Raw genomic sequence first — 25,531 nt, forward strand, 5'->3', positions numbered from 1 at the left:
CGCACTTGGCTCTTTGAAAACTTCTTTTTGCTTGAAGCCCCCTCAGAACGTGGAGCGCATTATAGATACCTGCAGGAAAAGATCAACAGCTAATTTGTCTTTTTTTGCATTTTAGCCCAATTTTAGTGTTAACCGCTCATTTCTCAATCATTTCTCCACTACTTAGTAGGTCAACATGCTTCTTTAGACTAGTTTTTTCACAATTTATTGTTCAATTTGTTACAAATGAGTAAACTATGAACAGCCTCCAACCCATAATAAACAATAGAAAGGTAGGTATATGAAAGTAGGCTTTATTCAATGCGCTGTTATTAGCGCTATTTTTGCAATTGCAGGTTACTTGTTATTTTCTTCAGCTAGTCTCAATGTACACGTTCCATTAACCGTGTCAGCCGCTTTACTCATAAGCGGTATCGTCACACCATGGCTAGCATCTCTTATTCAAAGCACATCTTCCTCAGATGCCAGAGATAATACTCAAGAAGGATCGATAGAAACTTTATATGTAGGTAATTTACCTTATCGCGCAAACGAAAATGCCGTTAAGGAGTACTTTAGCAGTTTCATAGAAGTGCAATCTGTCCGTTTGATGAAAGATCGCAAAACCGGGAAACGTAAAGGATACGGTTTTATTGAAGTGATCACAGACGACTTGAATAGTGTTATTGAAAAAACTAACGATTCGATCTTTCAAGAGCGGACTCTTAAAGTGAGACCCGCAAAAGACAAAGTCGAGCACGCCTAGATTTAGTACTAAACCAAAAAAGCCCGGATAGTTTCCGGGCTTTTTATTATCGACGTATTTTTCCTAAGACTGTACTTTACTATCTTCGCTTTGAGGCATCCCATCTAACATAGCTTGGTTAAATGTATGAAAGCGATTTATCGCTGATAGAAGATCTGGTACCTGTACGTCTTCCATTTTACTAATTAAACCCGCGATCAGTGTATTGTAATCTTCATTACTCGAAAGCGTATTCTCTACATTAGAGAAGGTATTCATCATTTTATCAAGGTACTGTGAAATCGGGCTCACTACGTTGCCATACTGTGAATTATCACTTTTCTCTTCATTATAGTGTTGAATGTTTTCGTAGGTCTTCAGTACCTCAGTTTGCGCAGTCCTATTTAATTGCAAAGCATATCCGACCAATTCCTTGTCATCGAACCCAAGGTCTAAAGCCTCTTCAAATGCTTTATCAATATCACCCCGGTAAAACGTATCGGCAAGATCTTGCACCTGACCAACAAGGTCAGCAATCGATGCTAGTTCGTCTTCATCCAATTCTCCTTTTAGAGAAAAACTGATCCCGCTTCTTTCGTAATATTGCAATGAAGTACTTTGCTCTACTGAAACCGATTGCGAAAGACCCGAACTTTCGTTCTCATCGGCAGTTTGCTCTTGTGTATTTTGAGCAGTGAAAGATAGTTGCTGTGATGCTTGGAATGACCGCAAGCTTTCAAAACTAAAAGTTACTTCGTCACCGTCTTTCGTACGTATCAATAAGCTGCCAGATTTTTCTTCAGACGCAGAGAGCGCTTCTAACGAAGTAAAAGACACTGCATTTGTCTCATTACGACCGAAAATGTCCGTTTCTAGATCATTAATACCAGTATCTATCAGATCTCGGCTTTTAGTCATGCCTTGCTGAATCTCGTCATTCATAAACCCTGCAAGATCTTTCTCGGCCATCGCGAAACCACGGCTCACTCCTTCCCTCGCCTGACTAAATAACCCATTGAGCTTTTCGTCATCCGCACCGCTGTTTGCCGCTCCTCGAATAACACCACCGACAAACTTAAGCACGTTTCTCGCAACCTTCTCGAAATCGAATAAGCTGGTAGGCTTGTCCTCGATACTCTTGTCCTTTGACTCTTGTGGCTTTTGGCCATCAATTTCGAGAGACTGATTGAGGCTATTGCTGACAACGCGTAAGCCAATGCTTGTTTGACTGCTTGATACCGATACAGATGCGGCTTGCTGCTTTGAAAACTCTGCGGCTTGCTGCAGTCCATCTTGCTGCAACTGCTTCTTCAGTGCCTCATTAGGGTGCACTGATGCCTTTTGATCTGCTTTAGGCTCCGCCTTCTGGTCTCCCATAAAGGCTTTAATTTGACCCACGTTCATAATTTGATCCTCACTATCCTCTTTCTTATTATCGGCATCAGTTCGAGATTGTTTAATTTTAATACACCTTTTTTGTCCTTGCCGTCTGAAGCGCGATTAATAGTCACAATTAACATTGCACATATTTTGTAAGGGACTACAATTCGCGACCTCGCAAATGAAAAAACATCGGTGTAAACCACGATATCGTGATGGAGAGTAAAATGAACGCGCCTGCCCCTCAAAGCTATCAAGACCAACTCAACGAGAAAACAAACCGTCTTGGTACTTTACTTACTCCCTTTAAAGCGCCTTCTATAGATATATTTGCTTCTCAGCCCACACACTACAGAATGCGCGCAGAGTTTCGCGTTTGGCATGATGGTGACGACTTGTATCACATTATGTTTAATCAGGAGACAAAGGAGAAATATCGCGTAGATCATTTTGAACCTGCTTGCGAAACTATCAACCAGGCAATGACGTCTTTAATGGAATTGGTAAAACCCAATGAAGCATTAAGGAAGAAATTATTTCAAATTGACTATCTTTCTGCATTGTCAGAAGAACTTGTTATTAGTCTTTTGTACCATCGCCAATTGGACGAAGACTGGGAACAGCATGCCCGTCAACTGAAAGACACGCTTGAACTAACATTTAAGAAAGTAAATATTATAGGAAGAGCCAGAAAACAAAAAATCATTATCGGCCACGACTATGTTATCGAAAAGCTACCTGTAAATGGTCGAGAGTTTGTTTTTAAGCATATTGAAAATAGCTTCACACAGCCAAACGCTAAAGTGAACTGCAACATGATTGAGTGGGCGCTCGCCTGCGTTGCACCACTTTCTGGTGATTTGCTCGAGATGTACTGTGGCGCAGGTAATTTCTCCCTACCGCTAGCCCTGCACTTCGACAATGTTGTGGGAACAGAAATTGCGAAACCTTCAGTGCAAGCCGCACAATTTAATATTCAGCAGAATGAACTGGATAACGTCAAGATTGTGAGACTTTCGGCTGAAGAATTCACTCAGGCCATGAAAGGAGAGCGCAGTTTTAGTCGACTTGAGGGCATAGAGCTTAGTGAATACAACTTCACAACGGTATTGGTTGATCCACCGCGAGTAAGCTTAGATGTTGATTCTCTGAAAATGATTCAGGCGTACGACAATATTGTATACATTTCGTGTAACCCTGAAACTCTGGCGCAAAACCTTGAACTACTATGTGAAACTCATAAAATAAGCGCAGCAGCCCTTTTCGATCAATTCCCATTTACACATCACATAGAAGCGGGAGTTCTACTTACAAGAAAGTAGCGCACGGTTTATTTTTGAGCAGGGATAGATATTGCGCCTAGCTGTACGTATCTAAGCTGGGTTTTTACTCTCTCACCAATTTCACTGCGAAGTTTGTCGTCGGCCTCTAGCGCCTCTGCGCCAGCACTAAATACAAGTCTAACCATAGCGTCCGCTTGTAGCTGTGCACACGCGTACTCTACGCTTTGCTGTTCGATAATATAGTCGGTAAGTTCATCAATAAAATGTTGGATCTCACGAAATACCGCTAGGCGATAAGCTGAGGACGTCCCCGTGTGCTCTCGCAGCAATAAACGAAATACATTTTTATTTGCCGCGATAAATTCCATGAAGGTTTCAACTGAAGTATGGATGACACCACCACCCGAGGCAATGCGTCTTCTAGCCTGTCTCATAAGTTGACGAAGTGCTAACCCGGCTTCATCGACTAGCGTCAATCCAAGCTCGTCCATGTCCTTAAAATGACGATAAAAAGAAGTGGGCGCTATACCCGCTTCTCGAGCGACTTCTCTCAAGCTAATTGCCGATAGACTGCGATTCTCATCGAGTAATGAAAATGCTGCATGGATAATATTTTGGCGCGTTTTTAATTTCTGTTCTTGTCGGCTCACAATTACACCATCCTTAGAGATCACGACTTTGGGACACGTAGTTTATCGCAAGAGTAGCTTTCAATGAAGATGATTTGTTCCCACAGCGTTGCTCGCTGTCTTTCTTTGATAGGCAAGGACAGACTTACGTAAATGCATTGTTAAAAACAACCATAAAACTATGCTAACGTGAAAATGTATTACGCTATCAAATATAAAGGTCTGCCAAGTCGGCTTATTGTGATTAAAACTATTCAGCCCTATGCGCTTCGCTTGTTATCCAGTAATATCGTTCGAGATAGTAAACGCAAGGTATTTCGTTTACAGCGTAAGCTTCTAAAACGCAGTGCGCGTCTTACTGTTTTTCTCAAGATTGACGACCCTTATTCATACCTCTTGCTGCAAGCACTGCCGAGTCTAGAACGAAGGTTTAAAGTCACCTTCAAGCTCCAAGTTATCTCCGCCGTTCCAGAAGACATGTTTCCTGAACCAGAATTATGGGCACAACATGCACTTGTGGACGCCAATCACGTTGCTTCGCTATACAACCTGAAGCGTTTGCCAGAGAGGTGCTCAACCCAAAGATTACAATGCGCCAAACACAACACCGCGTTTGCCATATATCTTCAGAACAAAATTAACAAACATGGAAGTTGGCAAGAGTTAATAGACATAGTCGAAGCGTATTGGGGACAGCAACACGAGCATTTTCTCGCCTCACATGAACAAGCAGTAGATGACGTTAAACTTAAATCGACGCTGGTAAAAAATAATGATGCACTAACCGCACTAGGCCATTATTTACCTGCTACTTTGTACTTTGAGGGCGAGTGGTATTGGGGAGTAGACAGGCTCTTCCATCTTGAACAGCGACTGATAATAGATGATCTTGCTAACACTCCTACTACTGCCGTTGTATTTGATCGTAGCCTTCAAGACTCTCATTTCAATTCCCGTGTTACGGCGTTTCCCGATAATAAACAAAAAGTAAACACAACTGCGGCCCCGATTGAGCTTTTCTGGTCAGCCAGAAGTCCCTATTCGTATATTGCATTGTACAAAGCCATACATGCCGCTAATTCATATAAGGTGCCACTCGATGTCAAACCCGTTCTGCCTATGATGATGAGAGGGCTCAATGTGCCGCGCAAAAAGGCACTTTACATTTTTTGGATACCAAGCGCGAAGCACAACATCTTGGTATTAAGTATGGTTTTGTTGCCGATCCACTTGGCACGGCGGTTGAGCGGTGTTACGCATTACTCGACTTTGCAAGACAAAATAATCGTTACCTAGAATATCTATTGGCATTTGCAGAAGGTGTAAATGCCGAGGGAGTGAGAGCAGATACTGACAAGGGAATGAAGCGCATTGTCGAGCGTGTTAGGTCTGAATTGGAATGATGCTAAGTGTCACTTGAACGACAGTCAGTGGAAAAACGAAGTGGTATCAAATCAAAAGGAAATGTATGACTGCGGAAATTGGGGTGTTCCTGTTTTTCGTTATCAAAATACAACAGTTTGGGGACAAGATAGGATGTTTGTCATTGAAAAAAAACTGCAAGAAAGTCAACCGCATTGACTTAGTTATTTTCAAAAAACTAAAGGCTGAAAACAGGCATATGGAAAAATTTAACAGGCGCTCTAAATGAATACTTCTCAACCGCACTACACATTTTCATTTCAGCAATGGCAGCAATCGGGCCAATATTTTTTATACAAGGACGTAGAAATATTTTACCAGGACAGTAAGTTAGGAGTGGCGCAAAATGAAAGCAGTGACTTTGGCACACGCCCGACATTATTGCTTATTCATGGGTTTCCTACAGCCAGTTGGGATTGGTTCAAAGTCTGGCCGTCTTTATGTCAGCACTTTCGCGTTATAACGTTAGACATGATCGGATTTGGGTTTTCTGCAAAGCCGGTCTCCTTTGACTATTCGATACATAATCAAGCAGATGTATTTGAGGCTTTGTTGGCTCACTTGAATATCAAGCAATGCCACATTGTTGCCCACGATTATGGAGACTCTGTTGCGCAAGAACTACTTTACCGTCATGCACATATTCAACACGCCAGTGAAGGCATAAATATCCAAAGTGCAACACTGCTAAATGGCGGGCTTTTTCCAGAAACCCATCGGCCCAAGTTTATTCAAAGTCTACTCAATTCTCCTATTGGCGGCGTTGTGACAAAGTTAATTACTAAGAAAAGTGTTGATAGCAATATGCGGTCGGTATTTGGAAAAAACTCTCAGCCGAGCGAACGCGAACTTGAGGAAATGTGGGCGTTGATAAACTTCAATAACGGAAAGCGAGTTTTCCACAAACTGATTGGCTATATGTCCGAAAGAAAATATCACAGACAAAAGTGGTTGGACGCGCTGACAAATGCAGTTTGTCCAATACAAATTATAAACGGAAGCGCCGACCCCATTTCTGGGGAGCATATGGTCGAGCGTTATGAGACTTTGGTATCAAAGAAAAACATCAAACGACTTACAGACATTGGACACTACCCTCAAATGGAAGCGCCAAAAGAGGTCAGTTCAGCAATCATCTCTTTTATAAACAAGCAGTAAGTGCAACTAGTCACAAATTTCAGTGTTAAACACAAGGCATAAACTATAATTAAACTTTACACATGTAAGCAGAACTTATCTTGGTTTTGCTTGCCTGAAACCCGTGAAAAAGATAAATTAGCGAACAGTTGTAAGCCAAGTTGTATAAAATGAAAAAACCTCCTCTTATTCTCACAAATGTACTGGTATTTCTTATTTCCGGTGCGATTGCATTTATTGGTGTGCCGCTATGGGTGGCTTACCAAGGTATTGATTGGGCGGAAATTACCGCTGCTGTATTCCTGTTCTATTTCACAGGAATGTCAATCACGGCGGGTTATCACCGCCTCTGGTCACATAAAACCTATGACGCTAACGTTGTAGTAAGAGTAATCCTCGCCATAGGTGGTGCAATGGCGCTACAAAATAGTATTTTGCACTGGTCTTCAGATCATCGCATTCACCACCGTCATGTTGACGATAATGACAAAGATCCCTATTCAGCTAAGAAAGGCCTGTGGTTTGCGCATATAGGTTGGATGCTTCGCGAGTACCAAGCGAAACGTTACGATGACTACAGTAACTGCAAAGATTTGCAAAAAGACAAAGTCGTCATGTGGCAACATAACCACTATTTACCTATCGTCCTTGCCGCTAATTTTGGTATTACTGGGCTTCTGGGTTATCTCAATGGCGACGTGCTGGGCATGATTTTAATAGCCGGTGTACTTCGCTTAGTGCTGGTTCATCACGTGACTTTCTTTATCAATTCGTTGGCGCATTTTTGGGGAAATCAACCTTACACTGACAAAAATACAGCGCGAGACAACGGTATCCTTGCATTCTTTACTTTCGGCGAGGGCTACCATAATTACCATCATATTTTTGAATATGATTACCGCAACGGTATTCGTTGGTATCAATTTGACCCAACAAAATGGCTTATTAAGGGCCTCTCTTATGTGGGTTTAACTACCAACCTACGTAAAGTACCTGAAGAGCGTATAGAGAAGGCATTGGCCGCCATGCAGCTTCAGCGCGCCAGTGAAAATGTGTCATTGTTACCAAATGCCGAAGAAATGATGCACACTATACAGCAAGAATATGACCTCCTTATGCAGCGAATGAGTGAATACTATTCGACGAAAAAGCGTGTTATGCGTATTAAACAGAAAACACTCAAGCGCAGTATCGAAGGGCTAGAGTTGGCCTATAAATACAAAGAGCTAAAACACGCTTTCGCCGTTCAGAAAGAAAAGTGGGTGCAACTGCAGAACTTGTCATTGCAAATGGCTTAGTACTTAAATTTGATCAAACAATTGAATTAGAAATAAAACCACACCTAGCCAACGCCCGTGTGGTTTTTTTATGCGCAAAAATTAAACCCGCTATAGAGTTAGAATTACAAAGCCAGTAAGGTAGTACTATCCTTGTAGATGTTAGATAACAACAAGTTGGGAACAAGTATGGCAACAAAGCAAAAACCAAAAACACCGTCATATCACTATGATGCAATCGTTATAGGCACAGGCCCTGGTGGTGAAGGTGTAGCGATGCAGCTGTCTAAAGCGGGTAAAAGAGTCGCCATTGTAGAGCGCTACGAAGCAGTTGGAGGGGCTGTACTCATTGGGGCACCATTCCTTCAAAAGCACTAAGGCATTCTGTAAGCCGTTTAATTGAATACAATACATCACCTTTGTTTGCTGACAGTCACCTGAGTAAAAGTCTTACATTCTCAGATATTATGCGCCATGCCAGTGGTGTGGTAAAAAGCCAAACGAGGCTACGCTCTTCATTCTATGATCGCAATCGCGTTACTCTATTCCATGGAGAAGCGAGCTTTGTAGATGCGCATACACTAGAAATTACCAGAAAAGACGGCTCAAAAGACACGGTAACTGCTGGGCAAATTGCCATTGCCACAGGCTCTCGCCCCTATTGTCCTAAAGACATCGACTTTAATCATCCTCGTGTTTATAACTCAGACACTATTTTGTCGTTAAATCACGATCCTAAATCCATTATTATTTACGGAGCAGGTGTCATTGGCTCTGAATATGCGAGTATTTTTAGAGGTCTGGGTGTAAAAGTCGATTTGGTGAATATGCGAGATCGCTTGTTGTCATTTCTAGATACCGAAATATCAGATGCCTTGAGCTACCACCTGTGGAACAACGGCGTGCTCATTCGCCACAACGAATCGTATTCGTCAGTTGAAACAACGGATGATTCAGTCATCCTTAATTTAGCATCTGGAAAGCGAATGCGAGCCGACTGTTTATTGTTTGCAAACGGGCGAACCTAAGCAATACTGACACACTTAACCTTGAAAACGTGGGCCTTAAAGCAGACAGTAGAGGGCAGTTAAGCGTTAATGAAAACTACCAAACTGAGGTTGAGAATATTTATGCTGTGGGCGATGTTATTGGTTATCCTAGTTTGGCATCAGCCGCTTACAATCAGGGTCGCTTCGCCGCAGAGGCGATGTTAGAGAAGAAAACCCACGCGGCGCTGGTTGCAGATATCCCTTCTGGTATTTATACCATTCCTGAAATAAGCTCTGTTGGCAAAACAGAGCAAGAGCTCACCGCTGCAAAAGTACCTTATGAAGTGGGCCGAGCACAGTTTAAACATCTAGCCCGTGCACAAATAGCCTCAACGCAAACAGGCAGTCTCAAGATCTTGTTTCACAGAGAAACCAAAGAGATCCTTGGTATTCACTGTTTCGGCGAACGTGCATCGGAGATCGTGCATATCGGCCAAGCAATAATGCAGCAAAAAGGCGAAGGCAACACCATTGATTACTTCGTCAATACGACGTTCAACTACCCAACGATGGCTGAGGCGTATCGTGTTGCAGCTATTAATGGCTTAAATAGAATTTTCTAACAGGCACAAAAAAGCTTAAGCATAGATTGCTTAGCTTTAAAACTAAAATTAAATTAGTTACGGTTCGCAGCTAACGCATTCAGCGCGTCTTTGTGAGCCACGATATCAATGTGCATTTTTTCTTGATCGAATGTCATTGTCGCAATGGCATAGTCGCCTTGACTATCGCTCGCTACTTCAATCACTTTTGCTTGTGCATCACGGAAACGAATGTTATTGCCAATCTTATCGGCCATACATTGGTTATTCATTTCGAATGTTTTCGCATCCATGCAATCGAAAAGCTGGTTACTGCCAGATTCCGCATGCGCAATACCAAATGCAGCTGATAATGCTAATCCAAGTACTACTTTACGCATGTCTCTTCTCCTGTGTTACAGTACATTACTGTTGAATGTAAATATACTGTATATACGGGAGATAGTCAATTCAGACCATAGTAATGTTACAGAAGTATGACAGTGTGAAATATTTGACGAGATTTGGAAAAAAATTGTCGGAATTCGGAAGCTTAGAAAAAAATATCAGGGCTTGTACCCTGTGTAGCGACGTCTTACCCTATCCGCCACGTCCTGTTTTTTCTCTACATAATAAGTCTAAGATCCTGATCATTGGCCAAGCACCAGGATTAAAAGCCCATGAAAGTGCCAAACCGTTCGACGACTTAAGCGGTAACCGCCTGCGCCATTGGATGGGGATCAGTGCAGACTTATTTTACCAAGCCCATAATGTTGCCATACTTCCAATGGGGCTCTGTTTCCCTGGTTACATAAACGGCGCCGATGCTCCACCAATAAAGCGTTGTGCTCCTACATGGCACCCGTCTGTACTAGCGCATATAAAACCATCGCTTACGCTTTATATTGGCCGTTATGCACAGCAGTATTATGCAAAAGAGTACAAAACACTGACAGAAGCGGTCAAAAACAACAAGACTAACGAATATGTACTTCCACACCCTTCTGGTCGAAACAATCGATGGCTAGCCAAGAATCCATGGTTTGAAACAGAAATTGTTCCTCGACTACGTCAAAGCGTATCCAATGCGTTAGATCTCTAATCTTGTTCTTTTAAAAATTCTAGCAGATCATCAAAAGGCATTGGTTTAGCGTATAAATACCCTTGTGCTTCATCACATCCCAATTTAATCATGTAACTTGCTTGTTCTCGCTTTTCAACGCCTTCTGCAATAGTTAACAATCCTAACTTGTTACCTAAAGTGACGATGGTTTCAGCAAGAACAGCGCTTGCACCGGGCTTGATGTCTTTAACAAACGAACGATCTACTTTTAAACGATCCAATGGTAATTGCTGTAGATAGCTCATCGATGAGAAGCCTGTGCCAAAGTCATCAATGGCAATCTTAACACCAAACTCTTTCAGCGTTCTGAGTGCATCAATGACAATTTGCGGCTCGTCCATAACTACGCTCTCGGTAATTTCAAGTTCTAACAAACTCGGGTCGCAGTTAGCAGTTGAAAGCGCATGTTTTACTTTGTCGACAAATAAGCGATCTCGAAATTGCGGAATGGAAATATTGACTGCCACTCGTAAATTGCCGTAATCAAGTTCACGTAATTGTTGCAGTCTGCGGCAAGACTCTTCTAAAACCCACTCACCAATATCTACGATAAGACCTGAATATTCAGCTAATGGAACAAACACAGTAGGTGATATATAACCACCGTCACCATCAGGCCAACGCAAAAGCCCTTCCATACCAACAACCTTTTCGCTAAGTAAGTCTACTTGAGGTTGAAACCACAGTTCGAGCTTGCGTGCGGCAAAGTCACTACGCAGGCGTCTGATCATATCCAAACGCCATGTTGTCTGGTCTTCGATATCTTTCGCGTAGTATTCAAAGTTGTCGGTCAGGTTTTTCTTTGCGCGGTTGAGCGCAATATTAGTTCGCTTCAATATCTCGATACCGATATTGCGCTTACTATCGAGTTTGCATAACCCAAGCGTTACATTAACCGGTAGCGTGTGGTCGCCTACCTGAAATGATGAAGAAAAAATCTCGTTGATAGAGTCAGGAGAAACCAGGGTTGCAGGGCCTATCAAGCCAAACACATCAGCACCTATACGGCCTTTTTTGACACCTTCGTCAAATGCGGTTTGAAAACGCTCACTGATAGCCCTAAGCAATTCATTGCCCACCTCTTGACCTAATCCGTCATTGATATCTGAGAAATGATTAACGTCAATTAGCGCTACACAGCAATCATCGCCAGCAAAGATATGCGGCTTATCAAGCATATTAATGAACTCGTTACGGTTAGGTAAACGTGTCAACCAATCTCTAAATGCTGCATTTCTCAATTCATGGAATAAGTTAACGTTTTCGTAGCCAACTGAGATACTCGATAAAAAGACTTCTAAGAGGTCGCGATCTAGGTCGCTGATCTCATGGGTCTGGCGCACATAAACAGCGGCTTCGAAACCTGCGCGGCAGATAAACAACACAGAAAAACCTGGTTCAAATATATGCTTTTTAAATCGCAAACAACGCGCGACGTTATCAGCGATGTCCTCTTTATTGAGTTCGCCAATAGGTTTATTGATGTATTTTGCGTATTCGCCCGCTGCGCCTAATACGTAAACGTCTTCATCTTCTCGGTCAATGAGCGATCCGGCGCGTGCGCACAAAAGCCCTTCGGAATCTAAACCAATGAGTGAGCTAATCTGTGTGACGACCCCCTCACAAAACGCTTTAACAGAGTGTTCTTCAAAAAGATTAGCCGATGAAGTGATAATCTTTTCTAGGCCCGCACGATTTTGACTAATAGTGATAATTTGTTGATAAGAACGAAGCGATGCAATGATAGTGGTGAGGAGTTTGGCGCGAGTTAGTTCGGTTTTCGTTTTATAGTCGTTAATATCATAGACTTTAATAACTTGCTCTTCCGGCGCATACCCCGGCTGACCCGTTCGCAATATTATGCGCGGTTCAAACAGTTTCATGTCTTCGCGGATATATTTTACGACATCGAAGCCTGCATCGTCGGTTTCCATTACCACGTCCAGTAAGATAATGGCTATTTCATTGCCATACTCATGCAGCAATTCTTTCGCTTGCTTTCCCGAATAGGCGTGTATGAAATTAAGCTTGCGATCATTGACCACTAAATCAGACAAAGCGAGACGTGTGACGGTGTGAATTTCTTCATCATCATCAACTATAAGAATGTTCCAGTCTTTGCCTAGAAGTACTTGTTCGTCTGTTGAACCATCGTCGTCTAAGAAGATGAGTTCGTCATTATCGTAATCCATTGCCGACATTACCACTTATTTCCTCAACATATACAATATAAGAATGCGCTACTCATTGTATAAAGGCAACGATTACATTGATAATTAGGTTATGCAATGCAATAGTGCTCCCATAGTGCCGTTAGATTTATCAATTAATACATTTATATGAAGATTACGCCACAGCATTTTTCCCAAGAGGTGAAGAAAACGCAAACACCTCAGGAAAAGTCATCACCTCAGGCCAGTGAGAGCATTCCCACAGAGCGCAGCACCGTAAACACTAAAGTTGACGTAAGCCGTCAACGCATGTTGTCTTGGTTTGCTCGTGTTGGCATTAGCCCGTCTATGCTGTCTCCTGATCCAAAAAAACAAAAACATGCCATCGAACGCAGGAAGCAAATTTTAGAAGCACAAAAAGCAAGCAACCTTCAATCTGTTTTAAATATAGCACTAAATGTCACGATCAACGAACAAACTACCGAGAATCTAGACCCAGACTGGTTTTTTGCTTTTAGTACAATGGCTGAAGAAATCTATAGTCCTCCTATGCAGGAGCTGTGGGGCAAGATTTTTGCTGTAGAAGTGGCACGTCCTGGCAGTTTTTCATTGCGTACCCTGCAGCTACTAAAGACACTTACTCACCGTGATGCAAAAATTTTCAGTAAAGCAGTAAGTGTAGCAAGCAAGAGAAATAACGATCCCGTGCCGAGAATTTTAGTCGGTTTTCACAGGAGAAAAGGGCTTTTTTCATTTTTGAGACGCGCTGTACCAGAACAGATTAACCTAGCAACGGTGGGACTGAGTTACCCTGACCTCCTATCATTGCAAGAAATGAAGCTCATTTATGCTAGTGAAATAGAAAGCGGAGAATATGCAGAAGGTCAGAAAGTGTCTCTGCGCTGTGTGAATGACACTATTAACCTCACTTGCCAGACATCTGGGGTCGCGTTGGTGTATTACAAGTTCACTCCCGTTGGAAGCGAACTGTACACGCTGGTAGGGAAATCCCCCAATGAACCGTATCTAGGTGCACTAAAAACGGTTCTTGGAGAGGCCTTTTTGGTGAGCTAGTCTAAGCTAGATACCATCACCAAATTCATGAAGGCCACATTCACGTTTCAAGCCAAAGAAACGCGTATCTTGCTCACTCATACCTTCTTGAAGAGATTGCGTTGTGTGCCAATCACCGATAGATACATACCCTTGCTCCCATAATGGATGGTACTCGAGGTTGTTCTCTTTTAAGTAGTAGTGAAGGTCTTTATTGCTCCAATCAATAATAGGATACAACTTAAACTGTTTTCCTACCTTTTGAAGCACAGGAAGCTTTCCTCGCGTGTCCGACTGACTGCGACGTAAGCCAGCAAACCAGGTTCCTGCCTTAAGTTCAGACAATGCGCGCTGCATCGGCTCTACTTTATTCAGTTTGTTGTACTGCTCGATACCGTCTATACCCTTTTCCCACAGACGGCCGAATCGCGCTTCTTGCCACGCTGAAGACATATCTGCTCGATAAACATGTAAGTTTAGATTCAGTTTGTGAACCAGCTCATCAATAAATTTATACGTCTCAGGGAAAAGGTAGCCAGTATCGGTAAGCACAACGGGAATATCCGGTTGTGCTTGCGTCAGCATATGCAGCATCACTGCTGACTGCGCGCCAAAGCTCGATGAGACAATGTGCGTGTCCGGCAAGTTTTCAAGCGCCCAAGCCACTCGCTCTTGCGCCGTCATGGTTTCCAACGTTTCATTGATATCGGCTAACGCTTCTTTGCTGATATCAAGTGACAATGGTTGCTGCGTTGTAGCTGTATTATGCGTCATAGAAATCCCGTGCGGAGTCTACTACTGGTTTAACGATACCAGCGCGAATGACAAAATCACCAAAGGCTTCGCCATCATTACGCTCTTTCGCCCATTGGCCTAAAAGCGTATCAAGTTCTGCCATGATTTCTTGTTCACTAATATTTTCACGATACATACGTGGAATACGTGTACCTTCCCGGTTACCACCTAAATGAAGGTTGTATTTACCTGGACCTTTACCCACTAAGCCTACTTCTGACAGCATGGCGCGACCACAGCCGTTTGGACAATAGGTTACACGAAAGATTACGCTGTCTTGCTCTAGACCGTGTTTCGCCAATAACCCTTCAAGTTCGGTTACCGCATCAGGTAAATAACGTTCAGCTTCTGCCATAGCTAATGGGCATGTAGGTAATGCTACGCATGCCATAGAGTCAAGGCGCTGATTAGAAATCTCAGGCGCAATCAAACCGTGCTGTCTTGCTAAAGACTCAATAGTGTCTTTATCTTCAGGGGCTACGCTTACAATAATCAGGTTCTGGTTTGCGGTTAAACGGAAATCGCCTTTGTGGATTTTAGCAATCTCTGCACAACCTGTTTTTAAGGTCTTATTTGGGTAATCCAAAATACGGCCGTTTTCGATAAAGACGGTAAGATGATATTTGCCGTCGATACCTTCTACCCAACCAATGCGATCACCACGCCCAGTGAATTCGTAAGGACGGCTTTCTTGAAACGATACACCAGCGCGCTTTTCAACTTCGGCTTTAAAGTTTTCCACACCAACACGTTCAAGTGTGTACTTTGTCTTTGCGTTTTTACGATTGACACGATTACCCCAATCGCGCTGGGTGGTAACAACCGCAGCGGCAACATCTAGGGTGTTTTCTAGCCCAATGAAACCAAAGTCACTGGCTTTACGCGGATACGTGCTCTTGTCACCGTGCGTCATCGCAAGACCGCCGCCCACAAGTACATTAAAGCCCACTAACTTGCCGTTCTCGGCAATGGCTACAAAGTTCAAATCGTTAGCATGTACGTCTACGTCGTTTTGCGGTGGAATAACCACGGTAGTTTTAAACTTACGTGGCAAATAGTTATCACCTAGAATAGGCTCAACAGGCTTTTCGGTGGTTTCCACTTTTTCGCCGTCTAGCCAAATTTCCGCATAGGCGCGGGTTTTAGGAAGCAAATGCTCACTAATTTTTTTAGCCCATTCAAATGCTTCAACGTGAAGTGCAGACTCAACTGGGTTCGAGGTACATAGCACGTTTCGGTTAACGTCATAAGCAGTGGCAATTGAATCGATGCCGACTTTGTTTAGCATCTGGTGCATCGACTTAATTTTTGGCTTTAACACACCGTGGAATTGGAACGTTTGACGCGTTGTTAAACGAATGCTGCCATAAATAGAGTGGTCTGCCGCGAACTTGTCAATGGCAAGCCACTGATCAGGCGTGATAACACCACCCGGCAAACGCGCACGAAGCATAACATTGTGCAACGGTTCTAGTTTTTGTTTTGAACGCTCTGCACGAATATCACGATCGTCCTGCTGATACATGCCGTGGAAGCGGATAAGCTGGAAATTATCCGCAGTAAATCCGTCGGTTAGATCATCTTTCAAATCGGTTTCAATAGTACCGCGCAAGTTATTGCTTTCGCGCTTAAGGCGTTCGTTGTCAGCCAGTTTGCCTTCAACGATAAATGGTGATTTTTCGTTACTCATTAATAGACATCCTTCTGATAACGTTTCGCTTTACGCAACTCAACAATATAGGCTTTAGCATCAGCTTCAGATTTTCCGCCGTGCTCTTGAACAATAGTAATTAAGGCATTTTCTACATCTTTTGCCATGTGCATTGCATCACCACAAACGTAGAAATGTGCACCTTGTTCAAGCCATTCGTATACTTCTTTGCCGTTTTCTAATAAACGATGTTGAACGTATACCTTTTCTTCTTGGTCACGTGAGAATGCCAATGTAATTTTGTCCAGCAGGCCGTCTTTCACATACCCCTGCCACTCGACTTGGTACAAGAAGTCTTGCGTAAAGTGTGGGTTTCCAAAGAACAACCAGTTTTTGCCTTCTGCGTCCTGAGCGTCGCGCTCTTGCATAAAGGCTCTAAATGGCGCTATACCTGTGCCTGGACCAACCATAATAACTGGGGTATTTGGATCTGCAGGCAAACGGAAATTGTCATTGCTTTCTACAAACACATCCACTTCACCGTTTTCTTCAAGGTATTCGCACAAGAAACCCGATGCACCACCCTGATGGCGATGACCAAAAGCTTCATAATCAACGTGTGCAACGGTTAGATGAACTTCTTCTTCCACTTCCGTTTGGCTTGATGCAATTGAATACAAACGTGGCGTTAGCGGGCGCAGTGCATCGACTAACTGCTGAGCAGTCAGCGAGCCTGGATGGTCGCGCACAATATCAATTATCTGACGTTCAGCCATGTAAGTACGAAGCTGCGCTTTGTCTTCCATTAATGCCGCTAAACTTTCAGAGCCTGTGGCTGCTTGGTAAGACTTAATAAAGTTTGGATAACTTAATGTAAGCTCAAGTTTTGAAGTCAGTGCTTCAGACAAAGGCATACTTGATTCGGCCACAACCACTTCGGCGTTACCGTCTAAAGAAAGTAAACTAATAAGCTCTGATACCAGTGATGGTGCGTTTTTGAACCATACACCAAGCGCATCGCCGGGCTGATACGTTATGCCAGAATCTTCGAGGCTAATTTCGATATGGCGAATGTCTTTTACTGAGTCGCGCCCTGTTATCTTTAGTGACTCGATAAGAGACGCTTTAAACGGGGCTTTTTTAGTGTACGTCTGTGCCGCAACACCGTGAACAGCTGCGCCGCTTTGCGCTGCTACTGCAGGTGCTGACGCGGCACTGAAATCTTCTTTAAGCGACTCAATAAGTTTGCTTAGCCATGCTTCGGCTTCAGCTTCGTAGTCAACGTCACAATCGAGGCGGTCGACAATGGCTTTGCCACCAAGTTTGCCTAAACGCTCATCGAAGTCTTTACCTGTTTGGCAGAAGAACTCATAGCTGCTATCACCTAAGCCTAGCACAGCATATTTTGTATTGGTGAGCTTAGGCGCTTTTTTGCCCGCTAAAAACTCATGCAATTCTATAGCATCATCAGGTGCATCACCTTCACCATGCGTACTAACGAAAACAGCAACGTGGGTTTCGCCTTTCAAGTTGCGTGGCTTGTAGTCTGCCATGCTAACGAGCTTGCTATTAAACCCTGCTTCTTCTGCTTTTGCTTGGCACTGTGCTGCCACGCCTTTCGCATTATAGGTTTGTGAACCATATAAAATGGTCAGTGTTGGCGCATCACCCGCAGGCGCAGCTTGCGTTTGCATCATAGGTGCTACTGCACCACCTTGCGCTGCCGCCATACCCGCAGCATACCCACTTACCCAAGTAAGTTGATCGCGATTTAAACCCGCAATGGCCTGCGTAATTGCATTCCATTGTTGTTCGTTTAATACGGCGCCTGGCGCTGTGTTCGAATTAGAATCTTGTGACATAGTCTTTTAGCCTTTTATCAATGGCGCTAAGGCTAACGAGTTTCTTCAAGAAGAGAAAAGAATAAATGAAACTTTTTTATTACGGAAAGTGCTTAAAAGCGATATTGAAATAAAAAAGGCGTGAACTGAAACTCAGTCACGCCTTATCACTATTTGGCAAAAAGAGCTTAGAAGTGTAGCTCTAATCCAGCAAATACGCCGTCAAATTCCATGTCAGCGTATACGTCGTCTAAGTCTTCAATATCCACAGTTACGTTTCTGTAACCCAGTTGCAATGTCATATCTACAGCAATGCTCTCGATAAATGAGTACTGAACTGCGGCTTGATAATCGCTAACTTCATGATCATCAAATGACAAATAGCTGCCTTCAAAATAAGCAGACAGTCCCGTGAAAGGTAGACCCAGCTGAACTTTTGAGTATGCCATAGGGATCACACCTGAAAATTCAACGCTACCCGCAGTGTTACTTGCAGTGTCTACCACTGCGAGTGTGCCGTCTATGTACTTAGCATTGATACCTAGGTCAAAGCTCACTAAATCATTGTCAAACAATTCGTAGTACAAGATAAAATCTGTAGCGTCAATCTCAACATCAGAATCTACTTCACTGTTCGCGGTATACAATTCACCGTCAAACGTAAAATTGGTGCTCAACACCGTAGTACCTGAGTTATCAAGAGATGTGCGGTTAATTTTGACGTTTGGAATAAAAGGTACTGGATGCTCAAAAGCGACATACAGTGCAGTGTTGGTTTCATCATCGAAGCTAAAGTCTGTCGTACTGCTGCTATCAGCAAAGCCGCCAGACGTGTCGGTTTGCCACATCTGCGCACCAACATAAACACCCGCAATCGTATCAGCCTGTGACGCCGTAGACACCATTGCACAACCTAACGCTGCAGCTAAAAGACCTTTTTTCATTAATTATCCTTGATTAAGCAGTTCTGAAAGTTCAATTAAAGCGGCATTTGCACGAGAAATATAGTTTGCCATTACTAACGAATGATTGGCTAACATACCAAAGCCGCTTCCATTTAATATCATTGGGCTGTATACCGTTTGCTGAGTTGCCTCGAGTTCTCTGATGATTTGCTGAAGGCTGACTAGTGCATTTTTGTCTTCTAACACGTCATAGAATTCTATTTCCACTGCTTTAAGAAAATGCAGTAGTGCCCACGTCGCGCCTCTTGCTTCATAAAAGTTGTCATCTAACTTCCACCAGCTCGTTTTCACCACGCGTTGGCTAGACACTGGAGATGACTGTCTTGCGTTCGCATCTCCTGCAAGGTCGGTATTGATTCGCGCTGATCCTACGCTGGCACTGAGTCTTTGTGAATAGCTACCCAAGCGCTTTTCTACTTGTTTAAGCCATTCGCGCAAATTATCGGCACGGGTGTAGAACTGACTGTCTGCATTTCTGGTGCTTGCTAGTTCATCTCTATACTGTTTTAACAAAGCAATACCGTCTGCATAACTTGATTCTGACGACGGCAGCATCCAGCTTCGATGATCCATATTGAATTTGGGGTGTGCCTTAGTTAAGTAAGGGTTTTCTATTGACTGAGACTGAGAGCGGCTAAAGTCTTTACGCATTGACAGTGCAAGGTCGCGCACCATTTCAAGCGCACCGAATTCCCAAGCAGGCATATTGTCAAGGAAAAGCCCAGGGGGCGTGACATCGTTTGATAAGTACCCGCCAGGTTTATTAAGCAAAGTTTCCGATACATCAATCATGGTTGAGGTAAGTGTGTAACCCGCAATTTTAGTTGGGTTTTCAACAGAGCTACTGTTTTGAAGACGCGCTCTTACATCGTACGTGTCAGGTGAGAAGCTCCAATACCAACCTATCAGCCAGAAAATCACAAAAATTATTGCAGCGACAATCGCTATCCATTTTGAGTTTATAGATTGTCTCATATGACACCAACCTTCCTTTTAAATGACATATAGCCGACATGCGTCAGCTATATGAATTTCTACTTTAAGTGAAAAATGCGAAACCTTTGTTACCAATGCATCTATAACATCATCTTTTGGTACGGCAGCACAACTTAAATTGACTTATGTTGCTTATAAAGAATTGTGCATGTAGTGGCTATTTCGGCGTTGATAGCGTGCAGAATTTCTCTTTTTTAGCGCGTAGAGCGCCAGTCCGATGATAATAAATGGCCAGAATGCGCTAACACCAACGACAAAAAGTGCTAACAAGCCTGCGCCAAGCCCCAGCATAATAGTACCAATTACGCTTACCGCGACAACAAAACCAACAATAACTAACGCTACGCCAATGAGTGAAAGCACCGCAATATTTTCCCAAGGGCCCAGCAGTTCGTCAGACATTACGATATGCATGCCTAACCAGCTGTCTACAAGGTTGCCTAAGCAGTTCATTAATACTATGGCAATAACTACTGCAATTAAAAAGTTCTTCATTACACCATCCTCGGTAATAAAATGACGGCTGCTATATAAGCAATCAGCGTGATTGGTGTGGCAACGAAAAGGCTTATTACCGCTGCAGCTCTAACCCAAACCGCGTCAATATCAAAGTAGCGTGCAACTCCTGCACAAACACCCGAGATAACGCCTGAATCTAAGTCTCTATACATACGCTTTTGTGTTGGCATTTTCATGATTTTCTCCACTGTCTTTTACTTTGCTAAATACGGTCTGTGTTTAAGCTAAGGCTGCTTATGCAGCCTTGTTTTTCTTAAGTGCTTCAAGTTCTTTCTCAATGGCTTCGTCAGCCTCCATTGCATCAAACTGTGCTTGAAGTGATGTCGCTTCGTCTGATTTGGTTAAGTCGTACGCATCAACCTGCGCTTCAAGATAGTCAATTCGCTGTTCATAACTTTCAAAGCGTGTCATTGCATCATCAATTTTGCTTTCGTGGTCGGCTTGCTTCACTTTAAGACGGGTTTGAGCAGAGTTTCTGCGCTGAACTAACGTCTTTTGCTTTGCCTTTGCTTCGGCCAATTTGCTATTTAGACGCGATGTATCTTGCTGAATTTTCTCTACCGACTCAGCCAGATGCTTTTCTTGCTCTTCAAGTGATGCGAGTTTGTTCACATACTTTTGCTTCTCTATAAGCGCAGCTTTTGCTAGCGACTCCTTGTCATTATTCATTGCAAGCTGTGCTTTATCCTGCCAATAAGCAATCTCTTTGTTAGTGGCAGCTATATGACGACCAAGCGTTTTTTGCTGAGCGATATATCGTGCCGCATCTGTGCGAACTTCTACCAAGGTTTCTTCCATTTCCTGAATAATCAAACGAATGATTTTTTCTGGATCTTCAGCCTTGTCCAGCATTGCGTTAATGTTGGCTTGAACAATATCGTTAATTCGCGAAAACATACCCATGATTATTTCTCCGTTAAAAAATGATTTGGTTACCAGCCCTGTAGCACTTTTGCGTTGTATTTCGCTGGGTTCCCTACTGGATTCCTTTAAACTATTACAAGCAGCATGCCAAGTTATTAACATACTGTTTTAATTGAATTTTACAGTTCCATCCGTGTTTGACGTGGCTTAAAAAAACCAAGCAATCCTAACAATTGGTTTTTTTAACCACTGATTTTGTTAATTTGACCACTTCTGATATTAAGCAGTTTTTGCATCTAAACATGAACAAGTCATCGCCTGTAAATTCAAGTGCCTTTTATAACCACCTTTGAAATTTCTAGTTTCGTCGACTCTGAATTGTCGGAGACTCTTCTACCCACTACTGTGTTCACTTTCTAATCAAAGAATGAGAAGGTAATGGGAAGATACCTCACAGCAGTTAGGTTCGCGGTTGTTGGATTGCTGCTAATCACACCCTGCAGTTTTGCCCAGCAATTTAAAGTGATGTCTGATGACGGTAGGTCAGAGGATTTTTTTGGTTACAGCGTTGCTATTGATAAAGGCGTCGCCTTAGTCGGTGCTTTTAAGGCAGATGTAAAAGATAGTGAAGATGCTGGTGCAGCCTATGTCTATATAAAAACAAAAGATGGTTGGCAGCAGCAAGCCAAACTCACCGCTACACCGCGCTATCCAGGTGACACTTTAGGCGGAAACGTTGCACTTAAAAATGGATTCGCGCTTTTAGGCGCGAGAAATAGTGACCTAAAAAAGAAAAATCTTAAGCGCCGTTTTCATTTTTAATGAACAAAAACGACACATGGGTTCAAACACAAGTGTTGACGGCCATAGATGCAAATAAAGACGACGCATATGGACAAAGCATTGCTCTCACTGAAAACTTCCTTGTTATAGGTGCGCCACACAGTGATAGTCCCCATACCAATTCAGGTGCCGTTTATGTGCACAAACAGAAAGACAACCAGTGGCAGTTTCATTCCAAGCTCACCGCAGACGACGGCGCAGAAGGTGACTTGTTTGGCATTAGCGTAGCCATTGATGGTAATAGCCTTCTTATCGGTGCTGACTTACATGATGAGACAGCAGAGAACGCAGGGGCTGTGTATGCCTAAATATTTGAGGACAACCAGTGGAATAAACAAGCAAAATTGCTTGCAAGTGACTCAGAGAAAACGGATATATTTGGTGTGAGGGTTGCGCTAAGCGGTGACACAGCATTAATTTCAGCACGTAGGGATGATATCGAAGGCGTTGGTATAGACGCTGGCTCCGCCTATATTTTTGAACGCTCCAACGGTTTGTGGAGACAGACGGAAAAGCTAACGGCGCCCGATGGCAATGCAGATGACCGATTTGGTCGTGGCGTTGCTTTAACAACTAATTTGGCAGTTATAAGTGCAATGCACAGTGACGCAAACGCAAATAACCAAGGCGAGTTATACGTTTACGAAAAGCAAAATGGAAAATGGCGTTCTAAATATAGGGCATTAGCAAATGATGCTTCAGAAGACGATAAGTTTGGCTGGAATGTAGCGTTGTATAAAAACATGGCGATTGTGGGCACGCCCTATAGCGACGACAATGGAACTGAGTCAGGTTCAGCTTATATTCTTGATATAAAAAAAGCGCCCTAAGGCGCTTCTTTTGAAACAATGATATTAGTCAGCATCTTCTTCATTTGACGAACCCGCTGCGTCAGTATTCACTACTAAGTCTGTCACACTAACGTTGCCAGGTGTGCTGCTATTTTTGCCATCTAGTTCAAAATGATAAGACGTATTAGCAACTGTTTGATAAACGTCTGCGCTTATCTCATTGGCAGTAACTGAAACCGCTGTTGTTACCATGTCAGTTAGTAATGTTTGAAGCACTGACTCTTGCGCGCTCACTGCGCTGCTCATCATGCTTGCTGAAAGTAAAGTCGCTGCAATTAGTGAAGTTTTCATAGTTTCCCTCGAACGTTAAGTCAGTGCAACAACACGTTGTCGTTGCGATACTTAGTAGTTAGCGAGAGACGTGCCAACATCAAAATAAATAGTTAAAAACCTGATTTTATTGAATTTTCTTAAAACAGCATTACCAACTAGAGAAAAAACAAATAGTACAAATATTAAACTTTAGTCAAAAGCACTAATACTTTAGTCTTTTTGACCATTGTACTGAGCCACCTCTCTCTGTGCTTTTTCTACAGCATCGAGTGCATTCATCAAAAGATCTGGATCAGGAGACTTGCCTGTACCATTTTGACTTAAGTAACGGCGCCAAATCCGTCCACCTGCTTGGCCTTGGAAAAGTCCCAACATATGACGCGCCACATGCCATGGCTTAAAATACGGGTCGTCTTGACGGGTTATGTACTCTTGCATCTTTATCACAAGATCTCGGCGAGAGATCGTTTCACTGCGATCATCCCCAAAAATAACCTCGTCGACATTCGCTAAAATGTAGGGGTTCGCGTAAACCTCACGCCCTATCATTACACCATCTACGTCAAGCAGCTGCGCTTTCGTTTCATCCAGCGTTTTGATACCACCGTTGATGCTAATAGAAAGTTCGGGCCTTGCAGCTTTTAGGCGATGTACGCGAGGATAATTTAGTGGTGGGATTTCACGGTTTTCCTTTGGGCTTAACCCCTGTAACCACGCTTTTCGCGCGTGTACGATGAAGGTATCGCATCCAGCGTCAGCGACCACATTGATGAAACGTGAAAAATCTTCATCTTCATCCATATCATCAATCCCGATACGGCATTTGACTGATACGGGAATGTCAACCTCTCGCTGCATAGCTGCGACGCATTCTGCAACGGTCTCAGGCTGCGCCATCAAACATGCGCCAAAGCTCCCATTTTTTACTCTGTCGCTTGGGCAACCCACATTGATGTTAACTTCGTCATATCCGCGTTCTTGTGATAAAACGGCACAACGCGCCATGTCGCTCGGGTCGCTACCACCTAATTGAACAGCGACAGGATGTTCTTCATTATTAAACCCCAGATAATCGCCCTTGCCGTAAATGATGGCGCCCGTTGTAACCATCTCGGTATACAGCAATGTGTGCTTGGAGAGTAGACGCAAGAAATAGCGACAGTGGCGATCTGTCCAGTCCAACATGGGGGCGACAGATAACTTGCGATTTAATGGAGTAATAGACACAGCACGAACCTCAAAAACATCGTAACGAGAGAAGCAATATAAACCGCGCATTAGCGCGCATTCTCGAGCGGCGTATAGTACCTATGTTCAATAAAAAAACAACGTCATAGTGGCATAATTTAGGGGCATGATTTAGGCGCTGATCACTGGATTGTACGGGTAACGTTGTAGCCTTGTTTTTATAGCCAAACAGATCAGACCTCACATGCTTTTACAACACGCTGAATAAAAAGTACTTTTTCGATATCCAAGTATTTACTATTAATATACTTTTTGAGTATTTCAAAGTGCTTCATTTCCCGTTATTGTAGGAAAAAACTACAAAGCGTTTAAAATACCGTCTATCAAAGACTGCGTTGACGGCTTACAGCGCTTTTCTCGCCGGAGATGATTATGGAAGACAAGAAGCAAAAGGATGCGAAAGCACCGACTCCAGCCGATTCAGTACAACAGACTGATGAGTTAACACAGCTTCGAGAAATTCTATTTGGCCAAACAAATCGAGCTTTTAAAGCCGACTTGTCAGCTTTAGAGTCGCGTGTAGAAGAAAACTTCACCACTTTGAACCACAAGCTTGATAAACAATTTAGTGAAATTCGAAAGACAATTGATGAACATGTGGCAACGTTAAGTGATCAACTTGCCAGTGCAAATGAAAGCCATAGCACTATTCAAGCTCATCTTCAGAGTACAACTGATAGATTGCAGAGCGAGCTGGAAATAGCGGAAACCTCTGCCAAAAGTGACAACGATGCACTCGAAGCACATGTAGTCAAAGAGCTGGAGTCTCTCGATAATCTATTTAGTAAACGTCACCAAGAACTGTTGGCAAAACTGCAGCAAGTGACTAGCGAGCTTTCTGAGAGTAAAACAGACAGAAAAACGTTGGCTAATCTATTGTCAACGATGGCAACAAATCTCGCTACCGATAGCTAAA

General features: G+C 43.1%; 26 protein-coding genes and 1 pseudogene. 13 read left to right on the forward strand and 14 right to left on the reverse strand.

Annotation, left to right across the window (positions count from 1 at the left end; translation table 11 throughout):
* The first annotated feature begins 280 nt into the window (after positions 1-280).
* Positions 281-745, forward strand: coding sequence for an RNA recognition motif domain-containing protein (locus V6N89_RS17715; RefSeq protein WP_338518731.1), 465 nt, complete (start codon positions 281-283; stop codon positions 743-745).
* A 63-nt stretch (positions 746-808) separates the two neighbouring features.
* Here V6N89_RS17715 and V6N89_RS17720 read toward each other — a convergent pair whose 3' ends face one another.
* Positions 809-2,128 carry a DUF5610 domain-containing protein gene (locus V6N89_RS17720; RefSeq protein WP_338518732.1) on the reverse strand — a complete coding sequence of 440 codons (1,320 nt, stop codon included), beginning with the start codon at positions 2,126-2,128 and terminating at the stop codon, positions 809-811.
* A gap of 203 nt (positions 2,129-2,331) precedes the next feature.
* On the opposite strand from V6N89_RS17720, the gene trmA reads away from it, so the two are divergent.
* Complete coding sequence (gene trmA / locus V6N89_RS17725) at positions 2,332-3,426, forward strand: tRNA (uridine(54)-C5)-methyltransferase TrmA (protein ID WP_338518733.1); 1,095 nt, start codon at positions 2,332-2,334, stop codon at positions 3,424-3,426.
* A gap of 8 nt (positions 3,427-3,434) precedes the next feature.
* Here the strand turns inward: trmA and fabR are convergent, their stop codons facing one another.
* Positions 3,435-4,037, reverse strand: coding sequence for an HTH-type transcriptional repressor FabR (gene fabR / locus V6N89_RS17730; RefSeq protein ID WP_338518734.1), 603 nt, complete (start codon positions 4,035-4,037; stop codon positions 3,435-3,437).
* A gap of 219 nt (positions 4,038-4,256) precedes the next feature.
* Here fabR and V6N89_RS17735 point away from each other — a divergent pair, with 219 nt between their 5' ends.
* The 5 genes and pseudogenes from V6N89_RS17735 (at position 4,257) to sthA (ending at position 9,464) form a co-directional block, all read left to right on the forward strand.
* Positions 4,257-5,312, forward strand: a complete 1,056-nt coding sequence (locus V6N89_RS17735) for a hypothetical protein (protein WP_346993044.1) — start codon at positions 4,257-4,259, stop codon at positions 5,310-5,312.
* A 147-nt stretch (positions 5,313-5,459) separates the two neighbouring features.
* Positions 5,460-5,597 (forward strand): hypothetical protein, encoded by a 138-nt coding sequence (locus V6N89_RS21865; RefSeq protein WP_431189811.1) that lies wholly within the window; start codon positions 5,460-5,462, stop codon positions 5,595-5,597.
* Positions 5,598-5,663: 66 nt separating this feature from the next.
* Entirely contained in the window at positions 5,664-6,596 is a 933-nt protein-coding gene (locus V6N89_RS17740) for an alpha/beta fold hydrolase (RefSeq protein WP_338518736.1), read from the forward strand.
* A 149-nt stretch (positions 6,597-6,745) separates the two neighbouring features.
* Positions 6,746-7,873, forward strand: a complete 1,128-nt coding sequence (locus V6N89_RS17745; RefSeq protein WP_346993045.1) for an acyl-CoA desaturase — start codon at positions 6,746-6,748, stop codon at positions 7,871-7,873.
* Positions 7,874-8,041: 168 nt separating this feature from the next.
* Positions 8,042-9,464, forward strand: a pseudogene (gene sthA / locus V6N89_RS17750) (Si-specific NAD(P)(+) transhydrogenase).
* Between the two features lie 53 nt (positions 9,465-9,517).
* Here the strand turns inward: sthA and V6N89_RS17755 are convergent.
* Positions 9,518-9,823 (reverse strand): pyridine nucleotide transhydrogenase, encoded by a 306-nt coding sequence (locus tag V6N89_RS17755; RefSeq protein WP_338518737.1) that lies wholly within the window; start codon positions 9,821-9,823, stop codon positions 9,518-9,520.
* Positions 9,824-9,957: 134 nt separating this feature from the next.
* On the opposite strand from V6N89_RS17755, the gene V6N89_RS17760 reads away from it, so the two are divergent.
* Entirely contained in the window at positions 9,958-10,524 is a 567-nt protein-coding gene (locus tag V6N89_RS17760; protein ID WP_338518738.1) for a uracil-DNA glycosylase family protein, read from the forward strand.
* Here the strand turns inward: V6N89_RS17760 and V6N89_RS17765 are convergent.
* Positions 10,521-12,746, reverse strand: coding sequence for a bifunctional diguanylate cyclase/phosphodiesterase (locus V6N89_RS17765; RefSeq protein WP_346993046.1), 2,226 nt, complete (start codon positions 12,744-12,746; stop codon positions 10,521-10,523). The genes V6N89_RS17760 and V6N89_RS17765 overlap by 4 nt on opposite strands.
* A gap of 138 nt (positions 12,747-12,884) precedes the next feature.
* Here V6N89_RS17765 and V6N89_RS17770 point away from each other — a divergent pair, with 138 nt between their 5' ends.
* A complete protein-coding gene (locus V6N89_RS17770; RefSeq protein ID WP_338518739.1) occupies positions 12,885-13,790 on the forward strand; it encodes a TIGR03899 family protein in 906 nt (301 codons plus the stop codon).
* A gap of 6 nt (positions 13,791-13,796) precedes the next feature.
* Here the strand turns inward: V6N89_RS17770 and V6N89_RS17775 are convergent, their stop codons facing one another.
* The 8 genes from V6N89_RS17775 to pspA form a co-directional block, all read right to left on the reverse strand.
* Complete coding sequence (locus V6N89_RS17775) at positions 13,797-14,543, reverse strand: phosphoadenylyl-sulfate reductase (RefSeq protein ID WP_338518740.1); 747 nt, start codon at positions 14,541-14,543, stop codon at positions 13,797-13,799.
* Positions 14,533-16,254, reverse strand: a complete 1,722-nt coding sequence (gene cysI / locus V6N89_RS17780; protein WP_346993047.1) for an assimilatory sulfite reductase (NADPH) hemoprotein subunit — start codon at positions 16,252-16,254, stop codon at positions 14,533-14,535. Before cysI ends, V6N89_RS17775 begins: the two co-directional genes overlap by 11 nt.
* On the reverse strand, positions 16,254-18,077 hold the full coding sequence (locus V6N89_RS17785; protein WP_346993048.1) for an assimilatory sulfite reductase (NADPH) flavoprotein subunit: 1,824 nt from the start codon (positions 18,075-18,077) through the stop codon (positions 16,254-16,256). Before V6N89_RS17785 ends, cysI begins: the two co-directional genes overlap by 1 nt.
* Before the next feature lie 167 nt (positions 18,078-18,244).
* Complete coding sequence (locus tag V6N89_RS17790; protein WP_338518741.1) at positions 18,245-19,000, reverse strand: TIGR04219 family outer membrane beta-barrel protein; 756 nt, start codon at positions 18,998-19,000, stop codon at positions 18,245-18,247.
* A 3-nt stretch (positions 19,001-19,003) separates the two neighbouring features.
* On the reverse strand, positions 19,004-19,996 hold the full coding sequence (locus V6N89_RS17795; protein WP_338518742.1) for a DUF2333 family protein: 993 nt from the start codon (positions 19,994-19,996) through the stop codon (positions 19,004-19,006).
* 153 nt (positions 19,997-20,149) lie between these two features.
* Positions 20,150-20,512, reverse strand: a complete 363-nt coding sequence (locus V6N89_RS17800) for a hypothetical protein (protein ID WP_338518743.1) — start codon at positions 20,510-20,512, stop codon at positions 20,150-20,152.
* Entirely contained in the window at positions 20,512-20,712 is a 201-nt protein-coding gene (locus V6N89_RS17805) for a PspC domain-containing protein (RefSeq protein ID WP_338518744.1), read from the reverse strand. The genes V6N89_RS17800 and V6N89_RS17805 overlap by 1 nt, the downstream gene beginning before the upstream one ends.
* 58 nt (positions 20,713-20,770) lie before the next feature.
* On the reverse strand, positions 20,771-21,439 hold the full coding sequence (pspA, locus tag V6N89_RS17810) for a phage shock protein PspA (RefSeq protein WP_346993049.1): 669 nt from the start codon (positions 21,437-21,439) through the stop codon (positions 20,771-20,773).
* Between the two features lie 399 nt (positions 21,440-21,838).
* On the opposite strand from pspA, the gene V6N89_RS17815 reads away from it, so the two are divergent.
* The 3 genes from V6N89_RS17815 to V6N89_RS17825 are packed head-to-tail and all read left to right on the forward strand — an operon-like array spanning position 21,839 to position 23,073.
* Entirely contained in the window at positions 21,839-22,222 is a 384-nt protein-coding gene (locus V6N89_RS17815) for an FG-GAP repeat protein (RefSeq protein ID WP_346993050.1), read from the forward strand.
* Positions 22,222-22,551, forward strand: a complete 330-nt coding sequence (locus tag V6N89_RS17820; RefSeq protein ID WP_338518747.1) for an FG-GAP repeat protein — start codon at positions 22,222-22,224, stop codon at positions 22,549-22,551. The genes V6N89_RS17815 and V6N89_RS17820 overlap by 1 nt, the downstream gene beginning before the upstream one ends.
* 36 nt (positions 22,552-22,587) lie before the next feature.
* Positions 22,588-23,073 carry an FG-GAP repeat protein gene (locus V6N89_RS17825; RefSeq protein ID WP_338518748.1) on the forward strand — a complete coding sequence of 162 codons (486 nt, stop codon included), beginning with the start codon at positions 22,588-22,590 and terminating at the stop codon, positions 23,071-23,073.
* A gap of 24 nt (positions 23,074-23,097) precedes the next feature.
* Here the strand turns inward: V6N89_RS17825 and V6N89_RS17830 are convergent, their stop codons facing one another.
* Positions 23,098-23,385 carry a hypothetical protein gene (locus tag V6N89_RS17830; RefSeq protein ID WP_338518749.1) on the reverse strand — a complete coding sequence of 96 codons (288 nt, stop codon included), beginning with the start codon at positions 23,383-23,385 and terminating at the stop codon, positions 23,098-23,100.
* Between the two features lie 192 nt (positions 23,386-23,577).
* Positions 23,578-24,552: a tRNA dihydrouridine(20/20a) synthase DusA gene (gene dusA, locus V6N89_RS17835; protein ID WP_346993816.1), complete on the reverse strand. Its 975-nt coding sequence runs from the start codon at positions 24,550-24,552 to the stop codon at positions 23,578-23,580.
* A 435-nt stretch (positions 24,553-24,987) separates the two neighbouring features.
* On the opposite strand from dusA, the gene V6N89_RS17840 reads away from it, so the two are divergent.
* A complete protein-coding gene (locus tag V6N89_RS17840) occupies positions 24,988-25,530 on the forward strand; it encodes a hypothetical protein (protein ID WP_338518751.1) in 543 nt (180 codons plus the stop codon).
* The last annotated feature ends 1 nt before the right edge of the window (position 25,531 follow it).

The organism is Alteromonas gracilis (assembly GCF_036870955.2).
Taxonomy (GTDB): domain Bacteria; phylum Pseudomonadota; class Gammaproteobacteria; order Enterobacterales; family Alteromonadaceae; genus Alteromonas; species Alteromonas gracilis_A.

Excerpts from the sequence above, each read along its gene's own strand:
- trmA (WP_338518733.1), top strand. The coding sequence starts at position 2,332 with ATGAACGCGCCTGCCCCTCAAAGCTATCAAGACCAACTCAACGAGAAA.
- V6N89_RS17795 (WP_338518742.1), bottom strand. The coding sequence starts at position 19,996 with ATGAGACAATCTATAAACTCAAAATGGATAGCGATTGTCGCTGCAATA.
- V6N89_RS17775 (WP_338518740.1), bottom strand. The coding sequence starts at position 14,543 with ATGACGCATAATACAGCTACAACGCAGCAACCATTGTCACTTGATATC.
- V6N89_RS17805 (WP_338518744.1), bottom strand. The coding sequence starts at position 20,712 with ATGAAAATGCCAACACAAAAGCGTATGTATAGAGACTTAGATTCAGGC.
- V6N89_RS17840 (WP_338518751.1), top strand. The coding sequence starts at position 24,988 with ATGGAAGACAAGAAGCAAAAGGATGCGAAAGCACCGACTCCAGCCGAT.
- V6N89_RS17770 (WP_338518739.1), top strand. The coding sequence starts at position 12,885 with ATGAAGATTACGCCACAGCATTTTTCCCAAGAGGTGAAGAAAACGCAA.
- V6N89_RS17765 (WP_346993046.1), bottom strand. The coding sequence starts at position 12,746 with ATGTCGGCAATGGATTACGATAATGACGAACTCATCTTCTTAGACGAC.
- V6N89_RS17740 (WP_338518736.1), top strand. The coding sequence starts at position 5,664 with ATGAATACTTCTCAACCGCACTACACATTTTCATTTCAGCAATGGCAG.
- dusA (WP_346993816.1), bottom strand. The coding sequence starts at position 24,552 with ATGTTGGACTGGACAGATCGCCACTGTCGCTATTTCTTGCGTCTACTC.
- V6N89_RS17715 (WP_338518731.1), top strand. The coding sequence starts at position 281 with ATGAAAGTAGGCTTTATTCAATGCGCTGTTATTAGCGCTATTTTTGCA.
- cysI (WP_346993047.1), bottom strand. The coding sequence starts at position 16,254 with ATGAGTAACGAAAAATCACCATTTATCGTTGAAGGCAAACTGGCTGAC.
- V6N89_RS17755 (WP_338518737.1), bottom strand. The coding sequence starts at position 9,823 with ATGCGTAAAGTAGTACTTGGATTAGCATTATCAGCTGCATTTGGTATT.
- V6N89_RS17815 (WP_346993050.1), top strand. The coding sequence starts at position 21,839 with ATGGGAAGATACCTCACAGCAGTTAGGTTCGCGGTTGTTGGATTGCTG.
- pspA (WP_346993049.1), bottom strand. The coding sequence starts at position 21,439 with ATGGGTATGTTTTCGCGAATTAACGATATTGTTCAAGCCAACATTAAC.
- V6N89_RS17745 (WP_346993045.1), top strand. The coding sequence starts at position 6,746 with ATGAAAAAACCTCCTCTTATTCTCACAAATGTACTGGTATTTCTTATT.
- V6N89_RS17800 (WP_338518743.1), bottom strand. The coding sequence starts at position 20,512 with ATGAAGAACTTTTTAATTGCAGTAGTTATTGCCATAGTATTAATGAAC.
- V6N89_RS17830 (WP_338518749.1), bottom strand. The coding sequence starts at position 23,385 with ATGAAAACTTCACTAATTGCAGCGACTTTACTTTCAGCAAGCATGATG.
- V6N89_RS17785 (WP_346993048.1), bottom strand. The coding sequence starts at position 18,077 with ATGTCACAAGATTCTAATTCGAACACAGCGCCAGGCGCCGTATTAAAC.
- V6N89_RS17720 (WP_338518732.1), bottom strand. The coding sequence starts at position 2,128 with ATGAACGTGGGTCAAATTAAAGCCTTTATGGGAGACCAGAAGGCGGAG.
- V6N89_RS17820 (WP_338518747.1), top strand. The coding sequence starts at position 22,222 with ATGAACAAAAACGACACATGGGTTCAAACACAAGTGTTGACGGCCATA.
- V6N89_RS17790 (WP_338518741.1), bottom strand. The coding sequence starts at position 19,000 with ATGAAAAAAGGTCTTTTAGCTGCAGCGTTAGGTTGTGCAATGGTGTCT.